Origin of the sequence: Neorhizobium sp. BT27B, assembly GCF_050455485.1 — a bacterium.
In the GTDB taxonomy this organism is placed as follows: domain Bacteria; phylum Pseudomonadota; class Alphaproteobacteria; order Rhizobiales; family Rhizobiaceae; genus Neorhizobium.
Map to the genome: position 1 here is coordinate 43869 of NZ_JBCIYT010000010.1, position 24855 is coordinate 68723.

22 protein-coding genes are annotated in these 24855 nt (G+C 60.9%); 10 read left to right on the forward strand and 12 right to left on the reverse strand.

Annotation, left to right across the window (positions count from 1 at the left end):
* Positions 1–7: 7 nt before the first annotated feature.
* From AAIH70_RS23320 to AAIH70_RS23335, 4 genes are all read right to left on the reverse strand, one after another.
* On the reverse strand, positions 8–925 hold the full coding sequence (locus AAIH70_RS23320) for an ABC transporter permease (protein WP_132278364.1): 918 nt from the start codon (positions 923–925) through the stop codon (positions 8–10).
* Between the two features lie 40 nt (positions 926–965).
* On the reverse strand, positions 966–2468 hold the full coding sequence (locus tag AAIH70_RS23325; RefSeq protein WP_430035811.1) for an NAD(P)-binding domain-containing protein: 1503 nt from the start codon (positions 2466–2468) through the stop codon (positions 966–968).
* The gene (locus AAIH70_RS23330) at positions 2452–3423 is read right to left on the reverse strand and encodes a LysR family transcriptional regulator (protein WP_132278360.1); all 972 of its coding nucleotides are present in this window, start codon (positions 3421–3423) and stop codon (positions 2452–2454) included. The genes AAIH70_RS23325 and AAIH70_RS23330 overlap by 17 nt, the downstream gene beginning before the upstream one ends.
* Before the next feature lie 296 nt (positions 3424–3719).
* Complete coding sequence (locus tag AAIH70_RS23335) at positions 3720–4607, reverse strand: branched-chain amino acid aminotransferase (RefSeq protein ID WP_132278358.1); 888 nt, start codon at positions 4605–4607, stop codon at positions 3720–3722.
* Between the two features lie 259 nt (positions 4608–4866).
* Here AAIH70_RS23335 and tam point away from each other — a divergent pair, with 259 nt between their 5' ends.
* Positions 4867–5643: a trans-aconitate 2-methyltransferase gene (tam, locus tag AAIH70_RS23340; protein WP_132278356.1), complete on the forward strand. Its 777-nt coding sequence runs from the start codon at positions 4867–4869 to the stop codon at positions 5641–5643.
* A 4-nt stretch (positions 5644–5647) separates the two neighbouring features.
* Here the strand turns inward: tam and AAIH70_RS23345 are convergent, their stop codons facing one another.
* The gene (locus AAIH70_RS23345; protein WP_165932109.1) at positions 5648–5806 is read right to left on the reverse strand and encodes a hypothetical protein; all 159 of its coding nucleotides are present in this window, start codon (positions 5804–5806) and stop codon (positions 5648–5650) included.
* A 260-nt stretch (positions 5807–6066) separates the two neighbouring features.
* On the opposite strand from AAIH70_RS23345, the gene AAIH70_RS23350 reads away from it, so the two are divergent.
* The 3 genes from AAIH70_RS23350 to AAIH70_RS23360 all read left to right on the forward strand — a co-directional run bounded on the left by AAIH70_RS23350 (position 6067) and on the right by AAIH70_RS23360 (position 9050).
* The gene (locus AAIH70_RS23350) at positions 6067–6762 is read left to right on the forward strand and encodes a gamma-glutamylcyclotransferase (RefSeq protein ID WP_132278354.1); all 696 of its coding nucleotides are present in this window, start codon (positions 6067–6069) and stop codon (positions 6760–6762) included.
* Between the two features lie 88 nt (positions 6763–6850).
* Complete coding sequence (locus AAIH70_RS23355) at positions 6851–8314, forward strand: phospholipase D-like domain-containing protein (RefSeq protein WP_132278352.1); 1464 nt, start codon at positions 6851–6853, stop codon at positions 8312–8314.
* A 79-nt stretch (positions 8315–8393) separates the two neighbouring features.
* Entirely contained in the window at positions 8394–9050 is a 657-nt protein-coding gene (locus AAIH70_RS23360; RefSeq protein ID WP_132278350.1) for a glutathione S-transferase family protein, read from the forward strand.
* Here the strand turns inward: AAIH70_RS23360 and AAIH70_RS23365 are convergent.
* Positions 9047–9595 (reverse strand): cupin domain-containing protein, encoded by a 549-nt coding sequence (locus tag AAIH70_RS23365; protein ID WP_132278348.1) that lies wholly within the window; start codon positions 9593–9595, stop codon positions 9047–9049. The genes AAIH70_RS23360 and AAIH70_RS23365 overlap by 4 nt on opposite strands.
* A gap of 142 nt (positions 9596–9737) precedes the next feature.
* Here AAIH70_RS23365 and AAIH70_RS23370 point away from each other — a divergent pair, with 142 nt between their 5' ends.
* The 3 genes from AAIH70_RS23370 (at position 9738) to zigA (ending at position 12869) form a co-directional block, all read left to right on the forward strand.
* Entirely contained in the window at positions 9738–11072 is a 1335-nt protein-coding gene (locus AAIH70_RS23370; protein WP_132278345.1) for an aspartate aminotransferase family protein, read from the forward strand.
* Between the two features lie 199 nt (positions 11073–11271).
* A complete protein-coding gene (locus AAIH70_RS23375) occupies positions 11272–11457 on the forward strand; it encodes a hypothetical protein (protein ID WP_132278343.1) in 186 nt (61 codons plus the stop codon).
* 206 nt (positions 11458–11663) lie between these two features.
* A complete protein-coding gene (gene zigA, locus AAIH70_RS23380) occupies positions 11664–12869 on the forward strand; it encodes a zinc metallochaperone GTPase ZigA (protein WP_132278341.1) in 1206 nt (401 codons plus the stop codon).
* A 70-nt stretch (positions 12870–12939) separates the two neighbouring features.
* Here the strand turns inward: zigA and kdpC are convergent, their stop codons facing one another.
* The 6 genes from kdpC to AAIH70_RS23410 form a co-directional block, all read right to left on the reverse strand.
* Positions 12940–13506 carry a potassium-transporting ATPase subunit KdpC gene (kdpC, locus tag AAIH70_RS23385; protein ID WP_132278339.1) on the reverse strand — a complete coding sequence of 189 codons (567 nt, stop codon included), beginning with the start codon at positions 13504–13506 and terminating at the stop codon, positions 12940–12942.
* A gap of 12 nt (positions 13507–13518) precedes the next feature.
* The gene (gene kdpB, locus AAIH70_RS23390; protein WP_132278337.1) at positions 13519–15606 is read right to left on the reverse strand and encodes a potassium-transporting ATPase subunit KdpB; all 2088 of its coding nucleotides are present in this window, start codon (positions 15604–15606) and stop codon (positions 13519–13521) included.
* A 40-nt stretch (positions 15607–15646) separates the two neighbouring features.
* Positions 15647–15802 carry a hypothetical protein gene (locus tag AAIH70_RS23395; RefSeq protein ID WP_165932108.1) on the reverse strand — a complete coding sequence of 52 codons (156 nt, stop codon included), beginning with the start codon at positions 15800–15802 and terminating at the stop codon, positions 15647–15649.
* Positions 15803–15813: 11 nt separating this feature from the next.
* Entirely contained in the window at positions 15814–17517 is a 1704-nt protein-coding gene (kdpA, locus tag AAIH70_RS23400; protein ID WP_132278335.1) for a potassium-transporting ATPase subunit KdpA, read from the reverse strand.
* A gap of 33 nt (positions 17518–17550) precedes the next feature.
* Positions 17551–17640 carry a K(+)-transporting ATPase subunit F gene (gene kdpF, locus AAIH70_RS23405; protein ID WP_132278333.1) on the reverse strand — a complete coding sequence of 30 codons (90 nt, stop codon included), beginning with the start codon at positions 17638–17640 and terminating at the stop codon, positions 17551–17553.
* A gap of 303 nt (positions 17641–17943) precedes the next feature.
* Positions 17944–19080, reverse strand: a complete 1137-nt coding sequence (locus AAIH70_RS23410) for a sensor histidine kinase (protein ID WP_132278331.1) — start codon at positions 19078–19080, stop codon at positions 17944–17946.
* Between the two features lie 246 nt (positions 19081–19326).
* Between AAIH70_RS23410 and AAIH70_RS23415 the strand changes: the two genes are divergently transcribed.
* From AAIH70_RS23415 to AAIH70_RS23425, 3 genes are read left to right on the forward strand one after another with little or no spacing between them, the layout of a single operon-like run.
* The gene (locus AAIH70_RS23415; protein WP_132278484.1) at positions 19327–19815 is read left to right on the forward strand and encodes a gluconokinase; all 489 of its coding nucleotides are present in this window, start codon (positions 19327–19329) and stop codon (positions 19813–19815) included.
* Between the two features lie 57 nt (positions 19816–19872).
* Entirely contained in the window at positions 19873–21138 is a 1266-nt protein-coding gene (locus AAIH70_RS23420) for a metallophosphoesterase family protein (RefSeq protein ID WP_132278329.1), read from the forward strand.
* Complete coding sequence (locus AAIH70_RS23425) at positions 21138–24614, forward strand: ATP-binding protein (RefSeq protein ID WP_132278327.1); 3477 nt, start codon at positions 21138–21140, stop codon at positions 24612–24614. Before AAIH70_RS23420 ends, AAIH70_RS23425 begins: the two co-directional genes overlap by 1 nt.
* Positions 24615–24855 lie beyond the last annotated feature (241 nt).

Sequence of the window (24855 nt, forward strand, 5' to 3'; positions counted from 1 at the left end):
ATCGCCCCTATCGCCGACGGATGCGCGGATCGAGCACGCCGTAAAGCAGATCGACCAGCAGGTTGACGACGATGAAGATCGCGGCGATCAGCGCCACACCGGCCTGTATCACCGGAAAATCCTGAGACTGGATCGCCTGCATGATGACGCGGCCGACACCCGGCCATGCAAACACCGTTTCGATGACGACCGAACCACCGAGCAGTTCGCCGGCAATGATGCCGATCATGGTGACGACCGGGATCAGCGCGTTGCGGGCGATATGCCAGAAGAACACGGTGCGCGGCAGAAGCCCTTTCGCGCGGGCGGTGCGGACATAATCCTCGCGCATGATATCGAGCAGCGAGGAGCGCAGCAGGCGCGCGATCGAAGCGGACACGAAGACGGACAGCGTCAGGCCCGGCAGAATCAGATGCGCCCATGTTCCGGCGCCACCGGTGGGCAGCCAGCCGAGATCGACCGAAAAGATGAGGATCAGCATGATGCCGAGCCAGAAGACAGGCGTTGCCTGCCCCAAGAGAGCGGCGACCATGACGATGAATTCGGAGACGGTGCCGCGCTTCAGGGCCGCGATTGCACCGCAGACGGCACCGATGATGGAGCCGAACAGCAGGGCCGTGCCCGCCAGAAGCGCCGTATCGGGCATACGCTCCAGCACGATGTCCATGGCAGGCCGGCCCTGTTGGAACGACATGCCGAAATCACCGCGCAGCGTGGACACAAGCGAAACGACATATTGTTCAAGGATCGGCCGGTCGAGGCCGAGCGAGGCGCGGATCGTATCGATATCCTGCTGGCTGGCGCCGACCGGCACCAGAAGCACTGCGGGATCGCCAAGCACACGGCTGACGAAAAACACGATCGTCACCACGCCCCAGATGGCCAGCGCGGATTCGCCAAGTTTGCCGAGAAGGTAACGGCTCATGGCGTCCCTCCTGCCGCTACTGCTGCGGTTGCGGCCAATCTCATTCCGCGGCACCTTTCATCAGGGTCGGGATCAGATCGGCAGAATCGGTCCATTCGTCGCCCTGCAGTTCCGGCGTCTCATAGGCGACGAGATTGTCGAAATGGATCTGTCGATCGGCAACGAACAGGCTGCGGGCAATGCCGCGCGCCAGCCGGCGTCCGCCATCGCTGACGGCGGGGATATCGCCCGACAGTTTGCCGTGGCTGAGCGAGGCAGGGTAGTTGAAGCAGTGGATCAGCCGCAGCGCCGGGCTGCTGCCGGGCACTTTTTCGGTGAACTCGAAATCCGGACCGAGATAGGGCGAGGTCGCCAGTTCACCGTTTTCCATCCCCTCCTCCGGGCGATAAACATCGCTCCAGAAGCGGATCTCAGAGGCAAAATTCTTCAGTTCCGGCCGCTCGGCCAGATCGACATTGAAGCCGGTGGCAAAAATTACGAAATCATAGGCCATGTCGCCGCGCGCCGTTTCGAGAACGACGCGATCGCCCTCTTCGCGAACGCCGTTGACGCCAGTGCCGAGGAAGAAGCGGCCATTCGGATGACGCGACACGCGCAACGTCGAATCGCGCGGCGGCGGCGTCTGGGCGCCCAGCGTGTGCTGCAAAAATTTCCACTTCCAGTCATCGCTCAGGCCGGCAAAGCCGTGCACGACACCCTGGCTGGAAATGCCGGTGAACTTGTTGATGCGCGGCAGATCCTTGCGGCGGATGATCATGTCGACACCGGCGGCACCGGCTTCGAGCGCGGTCGCGGCATTGTCCATGGCCGAGGCACCTGCGCCGACGACGGCCACACGTTTGCCCTTCAGGGCGGCAAAATCGATATCGTCGGCGGAATGCGCCCAGAAGCGGCGATCGAGCTTTTCGACAAAGGGCGGCACGTAACCGCTGCCGAGACCGTCACGGCCGGTCGCCAGCACCACATGCCGCGCGTAAAGACGCTCATTCGAACCGTTTTCAAGATCGGCCGCCGTCAGCGCGATCAGATCATCGCTGACCGCTTCGAGGTCGGTGACGGCAACGCGGTTGCGCACCGGAAGGTCGAGCGCCTTGCGGTACCAGACCAGATAATCCATCCACTGGCCCTTGGGAATTTTTCCAAGCGCCTCCCAAGCCTGCGCGCCGAACTGCGCGACGTACCAGGCACGGAATGTCAGAGACGGCAGGCCAAGCGCCGGCCCGGTCAGTATTTTCGGAGACCGGAGCGTTTCCATGCGGGCATAGGTGACCCACGGCCCTTCCAGTCCCCGCGGCGCGCGATCCAGGCACAGCACATTGCGAATGCCGAGCATTTTCAGCGAAGCAGTCGCCACCAGACCACACATGCCGGCACCGATCACCACCGCATCGTAAACGCGCTGACCGTAATGCTCGCTGACCGGCACCCATTCCTTGGGCGGCAGTTCAAGCAAGGACAGGTCTTCGGCGAGCCTCTGCTCGAGATTGGCAAGACCGGCGGCCGACAGGGTGGGCTGGGCGTTCACGTCAAGGCTCCTGTGCATGCTTGTCGACACCGAATGTGGCATCGGCGACCCGTTCGATATGCCGCGGATCGTGCGCAACGAAACCGGGCATGCGGGCGGATGAAATGCGGATAATCAACTGGATCAGTTCCCGCGCGCTTTCGGGCAGCGGCTTGGAAGCCGCCGAAAAAATGCCCCATAGAAACGGGATATCGACATCGAGCGGCCGGATCTCGATGTTCTTCAGCTGCACGCCATAAGCCGTCGCCGGCTCGACGATGGCGACACCAAATCCCGTCGAAGCCAGTTGCAGCGCATTGATGGCGGCATTGGTATCGACCAGCCGGGCGGCCCGGACATTCGCGGCAGCCAGCGCCTGATTGACACGGCGGCGCAGCCGGAACGGGTTCGCCATGGTGATGACGTTACGGCCCGCCAGATCGCCGATGGAGATCGTCCGGCGTTGCGCCAGCGGATCATCCGATGAAACGGCAGCGACGCATGGTGCCTGGAAAAGCCCGTGAATCTCGAGGCCGGGGTGCTCGACGGGAAGCGACGCAACGCAGAAATCGGCGGTGCGACCGAGAACCGATTGCACCGCAGCCTCGGCCGAAACACTGCGCAGGTGGACACTGCGCGGCACGATATCCTCCGGCATTTCCGCGAGCGCCAATGGCACAAGACCGCTGGCAAAGGCAGGAATGGCGGCGATCTCAATCGGCGCGGCCTCCTCGGAAAGGATCGTCTTGGCCCGCTCCTGCAGCTGGCCGATGCCACTCAAGAACCGCTCTGCCTCGGAGTGAAAGGAAATCGCCTTGGCGGTTGGCGTGATCCGTGGCCCATTGCGTTCGAACAGCGCAAATCCGACCGATGCTTCCAGTTCCTGGATCAGCCGCGTGACCTGTGACTGCGAACGATCCATCAGCCGGGCGGCCGCAGTGATGCTGCCTGCCGACATGACGGCGAGGAACACTTCGAGCTGCTTTATTTCCATGGCGCCGGCCTATGATGCATATTTTGCAGGATTGGCATTTATCAATTCAAATATTGCATGATTTAGAAAATGCGCAATAGCTGCCCATGCTCATAAATTGAGCTATATTAGCCGATTTTTCTTTGTGACGGCATTTCTTTGGAAAGTCGTTCCCGGTCGCTAGATCGAGCGACCGTATGGCTTCCGGAACGACGGGGCGTCTCGCTTCGGCGAGAGCATTGTCGGTAACGAACTGGCGCAAAACACAGACGGCACCCGTGGGCGCCGTCGTCGTTATCTCATTCGGTAGGCTACACTCAGGCAGCAGCCTTGCGGCCGGCATTGGCCCAATCCATGTAAAGCTCGAGCGCCTTGGCTGCGACCGGACCCGGCTGCAGTTCGCGATCCTCGAACTTGTTGACCGGAACGATCTTGGAATAATTGCCGGATGTGAAGATCTCGTCGGCATTGGCAACGTCTTCGACCGTGACAGTTGCCTCACGCACATCGTAACCGTCCTGCCGCAGCAGGCCGATGACGCGCGAGCGGGTGATGCCAGCAAGGAAGGTGCCGTTGGCGATCGGCGTGAAGACAACGCCGTCCTTGACGATGAAGATGTTGGACGAGGCGGTTTCGGCAACATTGCCGTTCATGTCGCGCGCCAGCGCATTGTCGAAGCCGCGGTTGCGGGCTTCGATGATCATGCGGCCGCTATTGGGGTAGAGGCTGCCGGCCTTGGCGGCGGTCATGGCGACTTCCGGGTTCGGGCGGCGGTAGGGCGAAACCGTCAGCGACGACGGCATGGCGGTGTTCATCGGTGCTTCGAACAGGCAAATCGCAAAACGGGTCGATTCCGGATCGGGGGCAACAACGCTGTAGGACGTGCCGTGCTCGGACCAGTACATCGGCTTGATGTAGATGGCGGTCTTGCCGTCGAACTTCTTCACGCCTTCGAGCGCCAGAGCCTCGATCTCTTCCGCGGTCTTGGTGGGCTTCATGCCCATGTTGACGGCCGAGCGGTTGATGCGCTGGCAATGCAGGTCGAGGTCGGGCGAAATGCCATCGAACCAACGCGCACCATCGAACACGGTGGAGCCAAGCCACATGGCATGCGAGGTGGGGCCGATCAGCTTAGGGTTGCCGGAAAGCCACTCGCCATCGACGAAGGTCCAGGTGGTGCTTTTTGGCGATGTATCAACAGACATGGCATTCTCCTTGCAAATTTCGTGCGCGGAGTGAAGGCGCGCTGAGGCGCCGAGGTCAAGGACATTTTTGCCGAAAAAAGCCTTCCAATACCAAAAATCGCACACCTGTGACGACATGCGCAGCAATCCAGTTCCGACATAAATGGGTGCATCAGCTTCTGTGATAGAAAGTCCGCTCTGCCGGAGAAAACGGGATCAAAGGCCTTGTCCCCGTTTTCCATACCGTGTCCAATACTGGCTTTCGTGAAAGGAAGACGACATGGCATGGTCCTCGCAGCAATACCTGAAATTCGAGGATGAACGCACCCGCCCTGCCCGAGATCTGATGGCGCAGGTGCCGCTTGCCACCGCCAGCCGAGCCTTCGATCTCGGTTGTGGACCGGGCAATTCCACCGAGCTTCTGATTGAGCGTTTTGGCGCGGGCAACGTCACCGGGCTCGACAGCGATGACAACATGCTGGCCGCCGCACGCCAACGCCTGCCGGCCGTGACATTCGACAAGGCCGACCTCGGCAACTGGGTGCCGGAAACGCCGGTGGACCTGCTTTATGCCAATGCCGTGTTCCAGTGGGTGCCGGACCATATTTCAGTACTGGCAAAGCTGATGGACCATTTGAAACCGGGAGGCGTTCTGGCCGTGCAGATGCCCGACAATCTTTCCGAACCTTCCCACCTGATGATGGAGGAAAGCGGACTTGCCGGACCATGGTCGCAAGCGTTCGAAGGCGGCAAGGTGCGGCGCAAGCCACTGCCGGCACCCGCCGCCTATCTCGACAGGCTGTCATCCAAATCCTTGCTCGTCGATGTCTGGCATACGGTCTATTACCACCCGATGGCGGATGCGGCGGCGATCGTCGAATGGGTGAAGGGTACCGGCCTTCGCCCCTATCTCGACGCCGCCGGTGCTGACCACAGGGAGGCTTTTCTGGCCGATTACGAAGCCCGCATCGACAAGGCCTATCCGCCGATGGCGGATGGCCGAAGGTTGCTGGCCTTTCCTCGCTTCTTTCTGGTCGCGGTCAAAGGGCAGGACTGAAACGTCATTGTTGCGCAGGCGGCGGCGCCAGCGGGTTGGCCGGAGCCGGCTCGGTCTGGCCCGGCTGCACACCCATCGGCGCCGGCTGACGCGTGTCGATCAGCAGAATACTCAAAACCATGGCCACAAGAATGGCCACCAACAGAAACCATGTTATCCGCATTTCCCCAACCTCCAGTCAGCATCGACCGCCTGCCGGCGGTTCATTCAAATCTGCTTTAATATGAGACAGAGACTTGGGCCGTGATGCGATCAAAAAAAGGAATGTGACGCCTTTTTTATTAACAACCGTTACATCCCGTGAATTGCCGCCTCTGCCGCAGCCTTGACGCAGCGCCGCCAAAACATCATTTTGATGCGATGCGAAAAGATGTTCTCGACACCTTGCCGCGCAGCACGTCGCCTCTGGGAAAACGTGGCGAAATGGCGCTGACGGCCGAGCTTGTGAAGCTGTGCTTCCGGGAGGAATGCGACCCCGGGCGTGAGCCGCTCTGGACGGCATTGACCGACGAAGACTATGCCGCCATTGCGCAGAAGCTGAGTGACGAAGCGGGAAGCGAGCCGCTTTGGGTATTCGCTTATGGATCATTGATCTGGAAACCCGGCTTCGACAGTGATGCACGCCAGCGCGCAACTGCTTATGGCTGGCACCGCGCGTTCACCCTCAAGATAAACCGCTGGCGCGGCTCACCCGTCCAGCCGGGCCTGATGATGGCGCTGTCGCGCGGCGGACGCTGCGACGGCATGATCTACCGCATGCCGCAGGAAGACCGACTGGTCCAGATAGAGCGCGTTCTTCGCCGCGAAGTGGACAGCCACGAGATGCTGGCGTCGATCCGCTGGCTGAAGGTCAAAACGCCGGACGGCGAAAAGAAAGTCCTTTGCTTCTGGGTCGGACACACCGAGCGCAGCACCCTGCCGCTGCTGCCACTTCCAGAGGTCGCCAAAATTCTGGCGCGCGCCTGCGGCCATGGCGGTTCCGGCGCCGAATACCTTTACAATACGGTCGTTCATCTGGAGGATTTTGGTATCCGCGACCGCAATCTATGGCGTCTGCAAAAGCTTGTTGCTGAAGAAATCCGCTCTTTGCACGGCCTGACAAACATCGCGACTGTATAAATCCAATTCTTGTGCGCTGCAGCAATGGTCGCCGCCTGCAGCTGCCCTATATGCGCCTCCTCAATACAATCGAGGCGGGCCGGACAACATGCACGATATTCTCAAAGAAGGCGAAACGTGCTGGCGGATCGCCAAGGCGGAGCGACTGTCGATCATTGTCGATGCTGCCGATTTCTTCCGTTCCGCCAAAAGCGCCATGATCAAGGCGCAGCGCTCGATCTATCTGATCGGCTGGGATTTCGATACCCGCATCAGGCTGGAACCGGACGGCGAAAAACATGGCGAATGGCCGGATCAGCTCGGCTCGTTCATCAATGCGCTTGCCCGCCGCAACGACGATCTCGATGTCCGCATTCTCAAATGGGATATCGGTCTGATCAATTCGTTTACGCGTGGCGAAACGCCGTTTTATCTGCTGAAATGGATTTTTGACAAGCGCATCCACCTGAAACTCGATGGTGCGCATCCCGGCATGTCGGCTCACCACATGAAGCTTCTCGTCATCGACGATCGCGTGGCATTCTGCGGTGGCATTGACATGACTGTCGGGCGCTGGGACACACGCGACCACGCCGAAAATGCACCGGGCCGCCGTTCGCCGATGGGATTTGCGCAGGAGCCCTGGCACGACGCGACCACCTGCCTTTCCGGCCCTGCCGCAGCAGCTCTGGGTGAGGTGGCACGGCGCCGGTGGAAACTCGCAACGGACGAGGACCTCGAACCGAAGGAGTGCGACGGCGATCCCTGGCCGGACGGTCTTGAGGTCGGGTTCGAGGATGTCGATATCGGCATTGCCCGCACGGCCCCTGAATATGATGATCGCAAGCAGATCGTCGAAATCGAGACAGCCAAGCTGGCAATCATCGCCGCAGTGAAAAAGACGCTTTATGTCGAGAGCCAGTATTTTGCCTCGCGCCGCGTGGCCGAGGCGATGGCGGAACGACTGAAGGAAGAAGATGGTCCGGAAATTGTTCTGATCAACCCGGAAGGCTGCGAGGGATATCTCGAGGCCAAGGCGATGGACAGCGCCCGCATCCGGCTCATGAAACTGGTGCAGGATGCCGACCGGTTCGGCCGTTTTAGGTTATATTATCCGGTCAACGATGCCCGCACGCCGATCTATGTGCATGCCAAGATGATGTTTGCCGACGACCGCGTCATCAAGATCGGCTCCGCCAATCTCAACAACCGCTCGATGGGGTATGACACCGAATGCGACGTGATCCTTTCAGCGCAGGAAGGTCAGGACGTCTTGCGGGAAAAGATCATCGCCACGCGTGACGACCTTCTGGCGGAACATCTGGGCTGCTCACCGGAGGAGGTCAGCGAAGCGATCGCCGCGCATGGCGGCTCGCTGATCGGCGCAATCGAGGCTCTCAACGCCAAGACCGGGCGAGGACTTCTGCCCGTGCCGATGCGGGACCTGACGGCGGACGAGGAGATTTTTGCCGAAAGCGACATCGCTGATCCGGAGCGTCCAAGCGGCGTACGCTATCGCGCCTCGCGTTTTCTCAAGCATCGGTTCGGGCACAAGCTGAAAGCCGCCATCTGAGCGCCAACAGCTTGTAAGGAGCAGACGCGATGTTACGATCGAACCGATTTCACTTCGCAATCGGTTCGGGAGGCCTGACATGCGACCTGTTCTCTATTCGCATCCGTTTTCGTCCTACTGCCAGAAAGTGCTGATCGCGCTTTACGAAAACGGTACGGATTTCGAGGCCCGCATACTGGGCGAGGATGAAGGCGCCTATGAGGAACTGGTGGCGGCATGGCCCGTCAAACGGTTTCCCATGCTGAGGGATGGCAAGCGTCTGGTCCATGAGGCCACGAGTATTATCGAATATCTTCAGGTCCACTATCCCGGCCCGGTGCGCCTGATCCCCGTCAACGAAGCCTTTGCAGTCGACGTGCGCATGTTCGACCGCTTCTTCGACAATTACATCTCGACACCACAACAGAAGATCGTGTTCGACGCCTTACGGAAATCGGAAAACCGCGATCCCTACGGCGTCAAGGAGGCGCGCGACATGCTGGATGCCGCTTATGGCTGGCTGGATCGCCATATGGAAAACCGCCAATGGGCCGCCGGCGAGGTTTTTACGCTGGCCGATTGCGCGGCGGCGCCATCGCTATTTTACGCCGACTGGTCACATCCGCTAGAAGATCGTTTCCCGCACGTCACCGCCTATCGACAGCGGCTTCTGGCACGGCCATCGTTTGCGCGTGCCGTCGATGAAGCGCGGCCTTACCGCAAGAACTTTCCGCTCGGCGCACCGGATCGCGACTAGAAAGTCGGCGGGGTGCAGGCGCTGATGACCTCGCACGGCACCGGGCCGACACACCGGAACCTGTGCGGCCTGCGGCTTTCGAAATAATAGGCATCGCCCGGCCCCAATATCCGACGCTCGTCCTCGACCGTCACCTCCAGCCGACCGGACAGGACGATACCACCCTCCTCTCCCTCGTGAACGAGCGGCACTTTGCCGGTGTCGGCACCTGGCTGGTAACATTCCTTGAGGATCTGCAGACTGCGACCAAAGAGGTTTTCACCGACCTGCCGGTAGGAGATCGGGCCCTTGCCGATCTCGACCAGATCTTCGGCCGCATAAAAGGCCTGCCTGGATTTTTCCGGTTCGAAGGCAAAAAACTCCGCAAGCCCGATCGGCAGGCCGTCGAGAATGCGTTTCAAGGCCCCCACGGAGGGATTGGCGGAGTTCGACTCGATCAGCGAAATGGTCGAGTTAGTAACGCCTGCGCGCTTCGCGAGCTCGCGCTGGGAAAGGTTGCGCGCCATGCGCAATTGCCGCAAACGGCTTCCGACATCGAGCGACATGACCACCTCCTGTTGTCCATGTTCGAAATATCGAAAACAAGTTGCCAGCTGTCAACAAAATCAGTTGCTTGACGAGCACAAGAAAACGACTTGTTCAAAACAGCCAAATAGCCAAACTCGCCTTCACTCAATGGAGGCAATCATGGATCACGCCAGCAAGGCAAACACGGTCAATCTCGAAAACTTCTGGATGCCGTTCACGGCCAACCGGCAGTTCAAGGCGGCGCCTCGCCTGCTGGCTGCGGCCGACGGCATGTATTATACCGATGTCGACGGCAACAAGGTGCTTGATGGCACAGCAGGCCTGTGGTGCTGCAATGCCGGCCACGGCCGCAAGAAAATTTCGCAGGCCGTCGAACGCCAGCTGGCGACACTGGACTTTGCCCCGACGTTCCAGATGGGCCATCCGATCGCCTTCGATTTTGCCGCCAAACTGGCGGAGCATGCCCCCGGCGGTCCCGGCTCGAAGCTCGACCGCGTGTTCTTCACCGGATCCGGTTCGGAATCCGTCGATACGGCACTGAAAATTGCCATCGCCTATCAGCGCGCCATCGGCCAGGGCACACGCTCACGCATCATCGGCCGTGAAAAAGGCTATCACGGCGTTGGTTTCGGCGGGATTTCCGTGGGCGGCCTCGTCAACAACCGCCGCGTTTTTCCGCAGATCCCGGCGGATCACATGCGCCATACGCTGGATGTCGAACGCAATGCATTCACGAAGGGGCTGCCGACGCACGGTGTCGAGCTTGCCGAGGATCTGGAACGGCTGGTCCAGCTTCATGGCGCAGAAACCATCGCCGCCGTCATCGTCGAACCGATGTCCGGTTCGGCCGGCGTTATCCTGCCGCCCAAGGGCTATCTGGAGCGGCTGCGGGCAATTGCCGACAAGCACGGCATTCTGTTGATCTTCGATGAAGTCATCACCGGTTTCGGTCGTCTGGGCACGCCGTTCGCCACCGATTATTTCGGTGTCGTGCCAGACCTGATCACCACGGCCAAGGGCATCACCAACGGCACCATTCCAATGGGTGCCGTCTACGCCAGCCGCAAAGTTTACGATAGCCTGATGACCGGGCCTGAAAACGCCATCGAACTCTTCCACGGTTACACCTATTCCGGCCATCCGGTGGCCTGCGCTGCCGGCCTTGCGACGATGGAGATCTACGAGGAAGAAGGACTGCTGACGCGCGCTGCCGATCTGGCAACGGATTGGGAAAATGCGCTGCATTCCCTGAAGGGCCTGCCGCATGTGGTCGATATCCGCAATCTCGGCCTGGTCGGTGCGATCGAGCTCAGCCCCCGCGACGGTGCTCCCGGAACACGCGCCTATGACGTGTTCGTCGATTGCTTCGAGAAGGGACTGCTGATCCGCGTCACCGGCGACATCATTGCCTTGTCGCCACCATTGATCATCGAACGCGAGCAGATCGGCACGATCGTCTCGATGATCGCCGACGCGCTGAAACGCGTGGCCTGAGCCTGACAAGCAAAGCGGGCCGGAGAACTGCCGACGGCCCGCTTTTCCAAAAGGCGCAATCCAGATACCACAGCTCGATTGTATTTGCAGGCAAGCGGGGTTTTATGGGCCGAAAGTGCCTGTATTGCGATGGCGTTGCTCACTCACCTCGTTTAAGTATGGCGGCACATCGCAGGTCACACGCACGCAGTAAAAAGCCATGAACGATAACGTCATCAAGTTTCGCAAAAAAGAAACGCCAAAGCCGCCGCGTCAGACGCCTCCGTGGATGCGGAAGGCGCTGATCATCGCCGGTGCGATCGGCGCATTCCTGGCCGCGTTCGCGTATTTTTACATCACCGGCGACCAGACCGGCATGACGAGCGGTGTGCCACAGTTGAACTGAGGCCTCTCTGATCGCAGCCCTCCTGTCAACGTGGATAACCGCTGCTTCATGCTGCTCGCGGGCATCCCCACCATCCATTGATACAGACCAGACTCATTAAGCTCCCCGTGTCCTCCGTCATGCAGGCTGGAGCAGCAGGCGGATTGACACGCACATCATTAGTAATGTTATAACATTTTATCGTTATCGACATATTGGTGTCAGGCATGAACTCGAAACTTCCCGTCACAGTCCTTTCCGGCTTTCTGGGCGCCGGCAAAACAACGCTTCTCAATCATATTCTTGGCAACCGCGACGGACTGCGCGTGGCGCTGATCGTCAACGATATGAGCGAGGTCAACATCGACGCAGCGCTGGTGCGCGATGGTGGTGCGAACCTGTCCCGCACGCAGGAACAACTGGTCGAGATGACCAATGGCTGCATCTGCTGCACATTGCGCGACGACCTTTTGAAAGAGGTGCGGGCGCTGGCCGAACAGGGACGTTTCGACTATCTGCTGATCGAGTCCACCGGTATCGCCGAACCTTTGCCGGTGGCCGCGACGTTCGATTTCCGCGATGAGCAAGGCCGCAGCCTCTCGGATGTCGCGCGTCTCGACACGATGGTAACGGTTGTCGACGCGGCCAACCTGCTCAAGGACTACGGTTCCGCCGACTTCCTGTCCGACCGCGGCGAGACGGCGGGCGAAGGCGACGAGAGAACGCTTGTCGACCTGCTCGTGGAACAGATCGAATTCGCCGATGTGATCGTGCTCAACAAGATCAGCCAGGCAAATCCAGCGGAGCGTGACGCGGCCCGAAAGATCATCGTCGCCCTCAACCCTGACGCACATCTCATCGAAACAGATTTCGGCAATGTGGACCTCAAGAACATACTCGGCACCGGCCGTTTCGACTTTGCCAAGGCCGAAACCCACCCGCTGTGGTTCAAGGAGTTGCACGGTTTTGCAGACCATGTGCCGGAGACGGAAGAATATGGCATTCGCAGTTTTGTCTACCGCGCCAGACGGCCTTTCGACCCGACGCTGTTCAAAGCCTTTATCGACAGGTCCTGGGCGGGCGTCGTCCGTGCCAAGGGCTTTTTCTGGCTGGCGACCCGACCGCAGCATGTCGGGGAAATGAGCCAGGCCGGCGCACTGGTCCGCACGCAAAAGATGGGGCTTTGGTGGTCAGCTGTTCCGCAGCAACAATGGCCGCAGGACCCCGGCTTTTCGGACATGATGAAGCCCTATCTTGATCCGGTCTGGGGTGATCGGCGCCAGGAAATCGTCTTCATCGGGGCTGATCCCATGAATGAAACGGCGATCCGGGCAGAACTGGACGCCTGTCTGATAGATAGCGGCGCGTTCCGGCCGGAGTTGTGGCGCGGTCTGCCCGATCCGTTTTCCAGCTGGGACCGGGCCGCAGCCTGAGAAAACCCGAAGAACAAAAAGACACGCGGCCGCCCATCCGGACGGCCGCGTGTTTGCTGAAAATTCAGGATCAGCTCTTCGCCGCATCCAGCGCCATGTTGAGCGCCAGCACGTTGACGACGGGTTCACCGAGAAAGCCGAGCTGGCGACCCTCGGTATGGTCCTCAACCAGCGCCTTCACCACCGCCTCATCCATGTTGCGTGCGCGGGCGACGCGAGCGACCTGAAACAATGCCGCTTCCGGAGAGATATGCGGATCAAGGCCACTGCCCGAGGCGGTGACGAGATCAATCGGCACTTCGGCATTCGGATTGGAGGCCTTGGCAGCCTCGTAGTCGGCCTTCACCCGGTCTATCAGCTTCTGGCTGGTCGGGCCAAGATTGGAGCCGGAGGACGAGGCGGCATTGTAACCATCACCAGCAGCCGATGGACGGCCGTGAAAATACTGCTCGCCGGTGAAGGCCTGACCGATCAGCGCCGAGCCGACAACCTGACCGTTCTTTTCGATAAGGCTGCCATTCGCCTGGGCGGGAAAGACAGCCTGCGCGATGCCGGTCATGGCGAAGGGATAGATGAGGCCGGTGATGGCTGTAAGGCTAAGGATCATCACCAGAGCCGGACGGATTTGCTTCAACATTTTGAAAACTCCTCAGGCAAGACCGATGGCCGTGATGACCATGTCGATCGCCTTGATGGCAAAGAAGGGAAGGACGATGCCGCCGAGGCCGTAAATCAGCAGGTTGCGCGACAGAAGCGCACCGGCGCCGACGGCGCGGTATTTGACGCCCTTGAGCGAAAGCGGGATCAAGGCGACGATGATCAGCGCATTGAAGATGATCGCCGACAGGATGGCGCTTTGCGGCGTGGCCAGCCCCATGACGTTTAGCACGCCAAGCTGCGGATAAAACGCCAGGAACATCGCCGGGATGATGGCGAAATACTTGGCGATATCGTTGGCGATCGAAAACGTCGTCAGCGCACCACGGGTCATCAGCAACTGCTTGCCGATCTCGACGATCTCGATCAGCTTGGTCGGGTCGCTGTCGAGATCGACCATGTTGCCGGCCTCGCGGGCGGCGACCGTGCCGGTGTTCATGGCGACGCCGACATCGGCCTGCGCCAGCGCCGGCGCATCATTGGTGCCGTCGCCGCACATGGCGACCAGCTTGCCCTTGGCCTGCTCGTCGCGGATCAGTTGCAGCTTGTTTTCCGGCGTTGCCTGAGCGAGGAAATCGTCCACACCGGCTTCGGCAGCGATTGCGGCCGCCGTCATCGGGTTGTCGCCGGTGATCATCACCGTGCGGATGCCCATGCGCCGCAGTTCGGCAAACCGTTCGCGAATGCCGCCCTTGACGATGTCCTTGAGCTGGATGACGCCGAGCAGCTTTCCATCGCGAGCGACGGCAAGCGGCGTGCCGCCGGCCTTGGCGATTTCGTCGGCGATCGACTGCAACTCGCGCACCGTCTCCGATTGTGGGCTGACGGCGATGGCCGCATTGCCGGCGACCGGAAGCGAACCGCCGCCGACATAGGCAAGGATCGCCTCCACGGCCCCCTTGCGGATCTGCGAACCGTCGAGATCGACACCGCTCATACGGGTCTGGGCGGTGAACGGCACAAACGTCGCCTTGAGGCTGTTCATGTCGCGGGCGCGGATCGCGTATTTTTCCTTGGCAAGCACCACGACGGAACGGCCTTCCGGCGTCTCATCCGCAAGCGAGGCCAGTTGCGCGGCATCGGCGAGATCCTGCTCGGACACGCCGCTGACGGGGCTGAACGCAGTTGCCTGACGGTTGCCGAGCGTGATCGTGCCGGTCTTGTCGAGCAGCAGCGTGTCGACGTCACCGGCTGCCTCGACGGCGCGACCGGACATGGCGAGCACGTTGAAGCGCACCAGACGGTCCATGCCTGCAATGCCGATGGCCGATAGCAGCGCGCCGATCGTAGTCGGGATCAGCGTCACGAACAGCGCGACGAGAACGAAAATCGAGATCGAACCGCCGGCATAGGCGGCAAAGGCCGGGATCGTTGCGACGGCGAGCACAAAAATCAGCGTCATGCCGGCCAGCAGGATGTTGAGGGCGATCTCGTTCGGGGTCTTCTGGCGCTCCGCGCCTTCGACAAGCGAGATCATCCGGTCGATGAAGGTGGAGCCGGCGGCAGCCGTGATGCGCACACGGATCCAGTCGGACAGAACCTGCGTGCCGCCTGTGACAGCCGAGCGGTCGCCGCCGGATTCGCGGATGACGGGGGCGGATTCGCCGGTGATCGCCGCTTCGTTGACCGAGGCCACGCCTTCGATAACCTCGCCATCCGACGGGATGATATCCCCGGCTTCGACGAGCACGATGTCGTTCACCTTCAGCGACGTGCCCGGCACCATACTGTAATTGCCGCGATCGTCTCCCGATAGCAGCTTGGCCTGGGTTTCCGTGCGCGCCTTGCGCAGACTGTCCGCCTGCGCCTTGCCGCGGCCTTCAGCGACGGCTTCGGCGAAGTTTGCGAACAGCACGGTAAACCAGAGCCAGAGGTTGATCTGGAAGGAAAAACCGAGACTGTCGCTGCCGATGGCGAGATCGCGCAGGAACAGAACCGTCGTCAGCACCGACACGGTGGCCACGACGAACATGACCGGGTTTTTGACCAGCGTTTTCGGGTTCAGCTTCAGAAAAGCGCCGCCGATTGCCGGAACGAGAATGCGACTATCCATGATACTCGCGGAATTTGACTGGCTCATGAGAGACCCCAGCGTTTGGAAGGAGGCGACCGACGCGCGGTCAGCCCCACAGGATTTCGACGAAGCAGACGACGGCGAAAAGCGCCGCCATCATCGCAAGAATGGCGTTCGAGCCGTTGCACCAGCGGGGCACCTCCCCGCCTCGCGGATGCGCGGCAAGGCGTGACTGTTTCTTTAGTGCCTGACGAATGGTCATGATGTTCACCTTCAAAAAACCTGGCCGGCGATCATCGCCAGATGTTCGACCACAGGCCCGAGAGCCAGCGAAGGCAGGAAGGTCAGCCCCCCGACGATCAGGATGGTGCCGACCAGCAGGCCAACGAAGAGCGGGCCATCGGTCGGGAACGTGCCGGCAGACGCTGGAACCGTTTTCTTGGAGATCAGCGAGCCGGCGATGGCGAGTGCCGGCACGATGACCAGGAAACGGCCCATCAGCATGCCGATGCCGAGCGTGATGTTGAACCACGGTGTATTGGCCGACAGTCCACCGAAGGCAGAGCCATTGTTGGCCGCAGCCGAGGTATAGGCGTAGAGGATCTCCGAGAAACCGTGGGGGCCGGCCGTGCCGATCGAGGCGACTGCCGAAGGCAGAATGCTGGCGACCGCGGTAAAACCGAGCATGGCGAGCGGCAGGCAGAGAATGGCAAGGACGGCCATCTTCATTTCTTTCGCCTCGATCTTCTTACCGAGATATTCCGGCGTGCGACCGACCATCAGACCCGCAACGAAAATGGCGATGATGACGAACAGCACGATGCCGTAAAAACCCGCACCGACGCCGCCGACGATGACTTCGCCAAGCTGCATGTTGATCAGCGGAATGAGGCCGCCAAGCGCCGTGAACGAGCCGTGCATGGCATTGACCGCACCGCAGGAGGCCGCCGTGGTGATGACCGCAAACAGCGACGACATGACGACGCCGAAGCGCACTTCCTTGCCTTGCATGTTGCCGCCGGACAGGCCCATCGCATGCATGATCGGGTTGCCGGATGCTTCCGCCCAGTAAACGATGCCGACACCGACGATGAACAGGATGCCCATCGAAGCGAGGATCGCCCAGCCCTGACGCTGGTTGCCGACCATGCGCCCGAAGACATTGGTGAAGGCGGCGCCAATCGCGAAGATCGACAGCATCTGGATCATGTTGGAGATATTGTCGGGGTTTTCGAACGGATGCGCCGAGTTGGCATTGAAGAAACCGCCGCCATTGGTGCCGAGCATCTTGATCGCCAGCTGCGAGGCGACCGGGCCGACAGCAATGGTCTGCTGTACGCCTTCGAGCGTCGTGGCATTGACATAAGCGCCGAAAGTTTGCGGCACGCCGAGCCAGACATAGACCAGCGTCAGCACAACGCAGATCGGCAGCAGGATATAGAGGGTGGCGCGGGTCATATCGACCCAGAAATTGCCGATCGCTTTTCCCGAGGCGCGCGAAAAGGCGCGGATCAGGCCGATGGCGATCGCCATGCCGGTCGCGGCGGACACAAAATTCTGCACGGCCAGCCCGACCATCTGGCTAAAATAGGACATCGTGCTTTCGCCGCCATAACTCTGCCAGTTGGTGTTGGCGACAAAGCTGATGGCGGTGTTGAACGACAGTTCCGGGCCGGGTGAAGCCAGCCCCGCCGGGTTCATCGGCAATACATCCTGCAGACGCAGGAGGCCGTAGAGCAGCAGCAAGCCTGCGAGATTGAACATCAGCATGGCGAAGGCGTAGGCCGTCCAGTGCTGTTCTTCACGCTCGCTGGTGCCGGCCAGCGCATAAAGGCCACGTTCAAGCGGGCCGAAAATGATCGAAAGAAAGGTGCGTTCGCCGGAAAACACCCGCGTCATATAGGCGCCGAGCGGTTTGACGAGAATGATCAGGATCCCGCAGAAGACGAGGATCTGTAGCCATCCGTTGAGGGTCATGGGAGGAAACTTTCGAGCAACCCAAAACTTCTTTTAGAAGCGTTCAGGGCGAATGAGAGCATAGGTCAGGTAGACCGCGAGGAAAGCGGTCACGCCGCCGGCGAGGACATAGTCGATGATCATTGCGTCCTCCTCACAGCCTGTCGCAGGCGCGGGTATAGGCGAAGCACAGGCCGAAAAAGGCCAAAGCCGCGGCGAGTAGAATGATATCCATCATGGGTGTGGACTCCTGTCGGTTCATGGAGTCAGACAACCTGAAAGGCGCCATCCGGGCGGAAGGCACCTGTCATGTTTTCTGGCCGGGAATGCTTATCGGCATCCCGACCATCAATATGAGCCCGCAGTGCATAGGCTTTCGAGACGAGCCGACGCGCAAAGAAATAGGATTTTTATAGGAATTTTGGCCGGCAAGCCGGCAAGGCCGCGTTACTGCGCGCGGTCATCCCACGAGGTCGCATCTTCCCGCACGCCGGCATCGATGGCGAAGGTTACCTGGCAGCGGACACCGGAGCGGGCAAGCACATGATCAAGCCTGCCGCGCAACTGCCGTTCGACCAGGCGTTTGATCAGGCCCGAACCCTGATTGGCCAAGGCACTTTCGGCAACGGCCGGACCATTCATTTCTGCCCAAAGCAAAGTGAGTTCGGAACCGGCAACCAGCCAGGCAACCTCCACCCTGCCGCTCGATACCGACAGCGCGCCATGTTTGAGCGCATTCGTTGCCAGTTCGTTGATCACCAGACCAAGGGCGGTGGCGCGCATGGGCTGAAGCTGCACGGATGGGCCAGTGAGCGAAAACGGCTGCCAATCGGGTGTGGTGTAAGGTTCGATCTCGATTTCGATCAGGCTGCGCAGATCAATGCGGGCATTGTCTTCCGCCTGCTCGTCCAGCAGTTCATGCACCCGCGCAAGCGCCGAGATGCGACCGTTGAACTGGTCACCGAGATCGGATGGCAGGGTCAGCCGGGCAAGGCTTTGCGCCCCCATATAGGCGTTCTTGACCCGGTGGCGAAGCTCGTCACGCATCAATTCGGCATCGGACACGGCATCCTTCAAAGCCGAAATCAGGCGGACATTTTCAAGCGCGGTGGCGGTAGCGCTTGCCAAAGCTTCCAGAACCTCGATCTCTTCCTCGCTCGGCTCATAGGTCGATGCCCAATAGGCACCGATGGCGGCGAGCGGATCGTCACGCCGCACCGGCGTCATCAGCACGGCGCGCACAAAAGTTTCTTCGTAAAGTTCATAAGGAATGCGGGGATCGAGCGCGATATCGGGAACCACGACCGTCTGCTTGTTGAGCATCGCCCAGCCGCTGATGCAGGCAGACATCGGAAATTTCTGCCCCTTCCAGAGCGGGCCGATCGCATCCTCTTCGATATAATGGCAGAGATCGCCGTCGCGACGGATAATGGCAATCCCTTCGCAGCCCACCAGAGCACGCGCCGTTGTCCGTACGATTTCAACGACTTCGTCAACCGACTTTGCTCCTGCCAGCCGAGCGACAGCCCGGGTCAGCTGACCGAGAGGTGTATAAAGCCGGTTCCGATTTTTCCCATCCATCATGATACCAGTCCCTTGCCCGCACAGGGATCGAAGCACATATCCAAGAATCGCACAGATCCGTGCATTAGCAAGACAAAACATTGAACGATCGGCAAGTGCCATTCGCGCGAATGGTAAGCAGAATCTTGCCAGCAGACTTGACGTTGACAAGCCGCCGCGATTTTCTCCGCGCAGTTTCAAGGAAGGATCAGCATAACCATGTCGACAGTGCAGACAGGCAAGGCATTTCGCGGCCCGGTGATCGTGATGGGCGTTTCGGGCAGCGGCAAAAGTTCGGTCGGCATCCTGCTCGCGAAAGCGCTCGACCTTCCTTATGTCGAGGGTGACGAGTTGCACCCGAAATCCAACGTCGAAAAGATGTCGAAAGGCACGCCGCTGACCGACGAGGACCGCTGGCCGTGGCTGGACCTGATCGGCGAACGGCTGACTGACGGCGCTTCGACCGGCATTGTCATCACCTGCTCCGCCTTGAAGAAAAGCTATCGCGATCGCTTGAGAAACGCTGCCGGTGGAAAACTCGCCTTCGTTTTCCTCGATGGATCGAAAGAACTGCTGACCGACCGCATGGGGCACCGCACCGGCCATTTCATGCCCATCAGCCTGCTGGAAACCCAGCTCGCAACGCTGGAGCGCCCCGAGAAGGAGGACGGCGTGGTGACAGTCGATATCGACGCGACGCCGGAAGCGATTGCGCAGGCGTCAGCCGAGGGCCTCGCTGAATTGAAATTGGCGTGATGCTGGTGCGCGCGACGCGTTCCGGCCTATAGTGCGGCACATATTGCGAGTCACTTCATGCCTTTTCGCTTCGTCCACACCGCCGACATCCATCTCGATTCCCCGCTTCGTTCGCTGGCCTTGCGCAATGGCGAGCTTGCGGAACTGATCGGCAATTCGACCCGGCAGGCACTGATCGCCATCGTCGATCTCTGCCTTGAGGAACAGGTGGATGCGCTGGTGATTGCCGGCGATCTCTACGACGGCGACCAGACGTCGATGAAGACGGCGCGGTTTCTGGGCGGGCAGATGGAGCGGCTGCATCAGGCCGGCATTGCCACCTACACCATCCGTGGCAACCACGACGCGCTTTCCCGCATCACCCAGGAACTGGTTCTGCCGCCGAGCGTCAAGATTTTTGGCGGGCGTGCGGAGGTAATCGAGACGGAAGCGAACGGCCTTGCCGTCGCCATCCACGGCCTGAGCTTTGCCAAACCGCAGGCGCCCGATCCGCTTCTGCCGAAATACAGGCCGCCGGTCGCAGGCGCCGTGAATATCGGCATCATGCATACCAGCCTTGCCGGCGCGCCCGGCCATGATGTCTACGCCCCCTGCAGCACAGCCGACCTGCATGCGGCCGGTTTCGATTACTGGGCGCTCGGCCATATCCATCAACGCACCCAGCATGCCGGCACCCGCACGGTGATCATGCCCGGCATGCCGCAGGGACGCGACATCAACGAGGCCGGAGCAAAAACCGTTTCGCTGGTGACGATCGCCGATGACCGCAGCGTCACCGTCGAGGAGCGGCTGACGAGCATTGCGCAGTTCGAGCGTATTCCCGTCGATCTGGCCGGTCTGACCGAATGGCGGGATGCAGCGGCGGCTATCGAAACGGCGCTTGCCGACCAGCGGACAAAAACAGCCTCCACACATCTGGTGGCGCGTTTGCGGCTGACCGGCGAAACGCCGCTGTCCTTCCGGCTGCGGCGCGATATCGACCTGATGCTGACAGAGGCCGAACAGCGCGGCGAGCGGCTGGGTGATACATGGATCGAAAAGCTCGAACTTGATGTGAGGCCACCCGGCGAGGCCGAACAGGCGAGCGCCGATCCGGTGATCGAGCTTGGCCAGCTGATGCGCTCCGACGTGACTGCCCGCCCCGGTTTTCGTGACGACATTCGCGACATGGTGCGCGAGATGTTGGCCGACCTGCCGGCCGAAAGCCGCCATTTTGCCGGTGACGACGAAGCGGCGTTCGATCGCTTTGTCGATCACCTGCTGGTCAGCGGCACCGACGATATCACCGCGCGCCTGAGCGGCGCCGAGCGAGACGAAAACTGATGCGCCTCAACCGTCTGGACCTCACCCGTTACGGCAAGTTCACCGACCATGTGATCGATTTCGGCAAGGCGGCCGACGGCCAGCCGGACCTGCATATCGTTTACGGCCTCAACGAAGCCGGCAAATCCACCACGCTTGCCGCCTATCTCGACCTTCTGTTCGGCATGCACGCGCAGACGCCATACAATTTCCTGCATCCCTACGGTTCGATGCGGATCGGTGCGCAGCTCGACATCGACGGCGTCGAACACGAACTGGCGCGACTGAAACAGCGCACTGGCAGCCTGATCGATGGACGCGGTTCGCCGGTCAACGATGCGCTGCTGGTGGGCGCGCTGGGTGGCGTGACGCGCGATGCCTATCGCACGATGTTTTCGCTGGACGACAAATCGCTGGAGGAAGGCGGCAATGCCATCATCCAGAGCAAGGGCGAACTGGGCGAATTGCTGTTTTCCGCCAGTTCCGGCCTTGCGGGCTTGAGCAAGGCGCTGGCAGCGGCCGGCGACGAGGCGGCGAGCGTTTACAAAAAGCGCTCTTCGACCTCGAAAATGGCCGAGCTGAAACGTGCACTGGAAACACTGAAGGCAGAGCGCAATGCCATCGACACGTTTGCGGCGGCCTATGCCAGCCTCAATGCCAGCCATGAAACAGCGAAAACCAATTATGATGGCGCTGCTGCCGAACTGGCACAGGCACGCACCCGTCATGCCGGCCTGAACCGCATCCTCACGGCCCTGCCACTGTCTCTGCAGCTTGCCGGACTTGAAACCGATCCAAACACCCAGGCCGAACTGCCGCGGCCGCCGGCCGAATGGTTTGCGCTTCTGCCGCAGCTTGTGCGCGACGAAACCCGCCTGCAGGCGCTTTTGCAGGAAAAGGATCGCGGCCTTGAGCAGCTACAGCGCGAGATCGAAGCGATTGCGGTGGACGAACAGGCATTGCTGATCGCCACCCATGCCGAAATGCTGGCCGATGGCATTGCCCGCTTCCGTTCCGCGGAAAGCGACCTGCCGCGGCGCCGGCAATCGCTGGCGGAACAGGATGGCGCACTGGCGCGGCTGCTGGCCGATCTGGAGCGCCCGCCCCATGACGATGCCGAGGCTCTGCTGCTGCCGGCCTCGACGACGGCGATCATTCGGGACCTGATCGAAAAACGCTCCGGCATCGACGTGCAATTGTCGACCGCCGAACGCGAGCTGAAGCGCAGCCGCGATGCACTGGACCGCCTGCAGGACAATCAATCGGCACAGAACGGCGCCGGAGAAGACGTCGACGACGTCGCTCTGGAACGGCTGGAAGCGGCCCTTGCGCGCCTGACCGGTTCCGACCTGCCATCACGGCTTTCGCTGGAAGAGCGCGGCCGTATCCAATTGCAGCGCAATCTCGAAAACCGCATCGGCATGCTGGCGCCATGGTCCGGCGACATGGAGGCGCTTGCCGCAACGCGCTCGGCCGACACCCGCCAGATCGAGACATGGCGCGGACAGGCCATGGCCATCGACCGGCGTTTGAACGAACACCGCACCCGCCTGCGCGAGACGGAAACCGAACAGGTGACGACACAGGCACGGCTGGCCGCCTTTAATGCCGGCGGCGCGATCGATGATGGCGAGGCGCAGGCCGTCCGTGGCGAGCGTGATGCCGCATGGCAGGCGCATCTGGCAGCCCTCGACGGGCAGACGGCCAAACAGTTCGAAGAGGCGATGCGCCGCGATGACGGCGTTTCGGCCGGCCGCCTGTCCCGCGCCCATGAGCTGGCCGAGTTGCGGCAGTTGGCCCGCAAGACGGCGGAAAACGAGGCCGCCATCCACCACCAGCGCGATCTGCTGGCCGAGGCGGAAACCGAACATGCGGCACTGGCGGAAAAGATCGGCGCGCTTCTGCCAGATACATCCGACATCGACACCGATGCGATGGAGCGTATCGCCGCCCTCGAAAGCTGGGTGACCCGCCGCAGCGAGGCACTGTCCGCGTGGACACAGCTTCAGCAGGTGCAAACCGACATTGCCGACATCCGCGACGAACTGGATGGAGTGAGCGCCGAATTGCAGCGCGCTCTTTCCGAGGCGGGAGCGCGTGGCCTTCACCAGCTGAACCCAAGCGAACTGGCGCGCGGTGCGGCCGATTTCATATCGCGCATCAAAGCCGGCGCGCATGCGCGGGCAGCGCTTGAAAAATCCATCACCGATCTTGCACGCGATATCACCGAGCGCGAACGTGATCGGGAAGAGGCGCAGACCAGCGCAGATGCCTGGCAGGATGCCTGGCGGCAGGCACTTTCGAAGACGTGGCTGGCGGACAAGGCCGACTCCGTTGCGGCGATCCGTGAAATCCTCTCTGTGCTGTCAAAACTGCCGGTCATCCTCAAGGACCGTCAGGACCTTGCCCAGCGGGTAACCGCCATGGAGCGTGACCAGACGCAGTTCCGAGACGACATTTCCAGCCTGCTGCGCAAGCTGGATGATGACGGCAGCGTCGATGACCCGCTGGTGATTGCCAGCCAGCTGCTCGACCGGCTGAAGGCCGCAACGCGCGAACAGCAGGCTCGCACCACGCGGCATGAAAATCTTGAAAAACTGCAGGCCGAACGCGCCGAACTGGCGGCCGAACTGGCCGTGCATGAGGCCCAGAAAGCAAAGATCACCGCCTATTTCGGCACCGATACGCTGGCAGCCGTCGAAAACTTTCTGGAACAGGCAAAAGAGCGCGACCGGGTCGAAACGCGGATTGCCGAGTTGAAGGCGCAGATCGCCCAGAGCATGCAGGTGGTGCGTTTCGAGGATGCCGCTCAGGCGTTGGCGGAGATCGACGCCGGCAGCATCGAGCGTGAAGCGGAAGAGCTTTCCACCCGCATTGGTGACCTGACCGACAGGACGCGCGAGCTTTACGCTGAGATGACCCGCGCCAAGGACAAGCTGGACGCTGTCGGCGGTGACGACGCGGTGGCGCAGATCGAAGCCAAGAGACGCACGATCCTGCTGGAGATCGAGGATCTGGCAACCCGCTACCTGATACTCAGGACCGGCATTCTGGCGGCCGAACAGGCCCTGCATATCTACCGCGAAAAACACCGCAGCTCGATGATGAACCGCGCTTCGGAAGCGTTTCGCCTGATCACCGGCGGTAATTATTCCGGCCTTGCCACGCAGGTTGATCGCGACAAGGAGATCCTCATCGGCGTGGCGCGCGACGGCAGCTCCAAACTGGCCGACAGCATGTCCACCGGCACGCAATTCCAGCTTTATCTGGCGCTGCGGCTGGCAGGCTACGAGGAGTTTGCAGCGGTGCGGCCCTCGGTTCCCTTCATCGCCGACGACATCATGGAGAGCTTCGACGACCAACGCTCGGAAGAGGTTTTCCGTCTGCTGGGCGAGATGTCGAAAGTCGGCCAGGTGATCTATCTCACCCACCACAGACATCTTTGCGACATTGCTAAAACTGTGGTGCCGCAAGTAAAGATTCACCAGCTGCCCTGACGGCCTCGCGGTAGGCCGAAACGACGGCCATCCACACGCAATGCGTGCCATCGCATGCGCCCGGCATCTTCCAGGCGCGTCAAAACCGCACGCCAAATTGCCTGCTTCGCGGCATGGCCGCGCCGGCCGGAAACGCCTATGGGGCAGTGACTTCCGCCCGATGCACCGCGAAGAAGATCGGCTCCATAACCCATCCGTGATTACGTCAAATGGGATTTTTTTATGGACACTTTTCGTATAG

What these genes read in the sequence shown, in the direction of transcription:
- AAIH70_RS23320 (WP_132278364.1), bottom strand. Translation starts at nt 925, where the DNA reads ATGAGCCGTTACCTTCTCGGCAAACTTGGCGAATCCGCGCTGGCCATC.
- AAIH70_RS23325 (WP_430035811.1), bottom strand. Translation starts at nt 2,468, where the DNA reads ATGCACAGGAGCCTTGACGTGAACGCCCAGCCCACCCTGTCGGCCGCC.
- AAIH70_RS23330 (WP_132278360.1), bottom strand. Translation starts at nt 3,423, where the DNA reads ATGGAAATAAAGCAGCTCGAAGTGTTCCTCGCCGTCATGTCGGCAGGC.
- AAIH70_RS23335 (WP_132278358.1), bottom strand. Translation starts at nt 4,607, where the DNA reads ATGTCTGTTGATACATCGCCAAAAAGCACCACCTGGACCTTCGTCGAT.
- tam (WP_132278356.1), top strand. Translation starts at nt 4,867, where the DNA reads ATGGCATGGTCCTCGCAGCAATACCTGAAATTCGAGGATGAACGCACC.
- AAIH70_RS23345 (WP_165932109.1), bottom strand. Translation starts at nt 5,806, where the DNA reads ATGCGGATAACATGGTTTCTGTTGGTGGCCATTCTTGTGGCCATGGTT.
- AAIH70_RS23350 (WP_132278354.1), top strand. Translation starts at nt 6,067, where the DNA reads ATGGCGCTGACGGCCGAGCTTGTGAAGCTGTGCTTCCGGGAGGAATGC.
- AAIH70_RS23355 (WP_132278352.1), top strand. Translation starts at nt 6,851, where the DNA reads ATGCACGATATTCTCAAAGAAGGCGAAACGTGCTGGCGGATCGCCAAG.
- AAIH70_RS23360 (WP_132278350.1), top strand. Translation starts at nt 8,394, where the DNA reads ATGCGACCTGTTCTCTATTCGCATCCGTTTTCGTCCTACTGCCAGAAA.
- AAIH70_RS23365 (WP_132278348.1), bottom strand. Translation starts at nt 9,595, where the DNA reads ATGTCGCTCGATGTCGGAAGCCGTTTGCGGCAATTGCGCATGGCGCGC.
- AAIH70_RS23370 (WP_132278345.1), top strand. Translation starts at nt 9,738, where the DNA reads ATGGATCACGCCAGCAAGGCAAACACGGTCAATCTCGAAAACTTCTGG.
- AAIH70_RS23375 (WP_132278343.1), top strand. Translation starts at nt 11,272, where the DNA reads ATGAACGATAACGTCATCAAGTTTCGCAAAAAAGAAACGCCAAAGCCG.
- zigA (WP_132278341.1), top strand. Translation starts at nt 11,664, where the DNA reads ATGAACTCGAAACTTCCCGTCACAGTCCTTTCCGGCTTTCTGGGCGCC.
- kdpC (WP_132278339.1), bottom strand. Translation starts at nt 13,506, where the DNA reads ATGTTGAAGCAAATCCGTCCGGCTCTGGTGATGATCCTTAGCCTTACA.
- kdpB (WP_132278337.1), bottom strand. Translation starts at nt 15,606, where the DNA reads ATGAGCCAGTCAAATTCCGCGAGTATCATGGATAGTCGCATTCTCGTT.
- AAIH70_RS23395 (WP_165932108.1), bottom strand. Translation starts at nt 15,802, where the DNA reads ATGACCATTCGTCAGGCACTAAAGAAACAGTCACGCCTTGCCGCGCAT.
- kdpA (WP_132278335.1), bottom strand. Translation starts at nt 17,517, where the DNA reads ATGACCCTCAACGGATGGCTACAGATCCTCGTCTTCTGCGGGATCCTG.
- kdpF (WP_132278333.1), bottom strand. Translation starts at nt 17,640, where the DNA reads ATGATCATCGACTATGTCCTCGCCGGCGGCGTGACCGCTTTCCTCGCG.
- AAIH70_RS23410 (WP_132278331.1), bottom strand. Translation starts at nt 19,080, where the DNA reads ATGATGGATGGGAAAAATCGGAACCGGCTTTATACACCTCTCGGTCAG.
- AAIH70_RS23415 (WP_132278484.1), top strand. Translation starts at nt 19,327, where the DNA reads ATGGGCGTTTCGGGCAGCGGCAAAAGTTCGGTCGGCATCCTGCTCGCG.
- AAIH70_RS23420 (WP_132278329.1), top strand. Translation starts at nt 19,873, where the DNA reads ATGCCTTTTCGCTTCGTCCACACCGCCGACATCCATCTCGATTCCCCG.
- AAIH70_RS23425 (WP_132278327.1), top strand. Translation starts at nt 21,138, where the DNA reads ATGCGCCTCAACCGTCTGGACCTCACCCGTTACGGCAAGTTCACCGAC.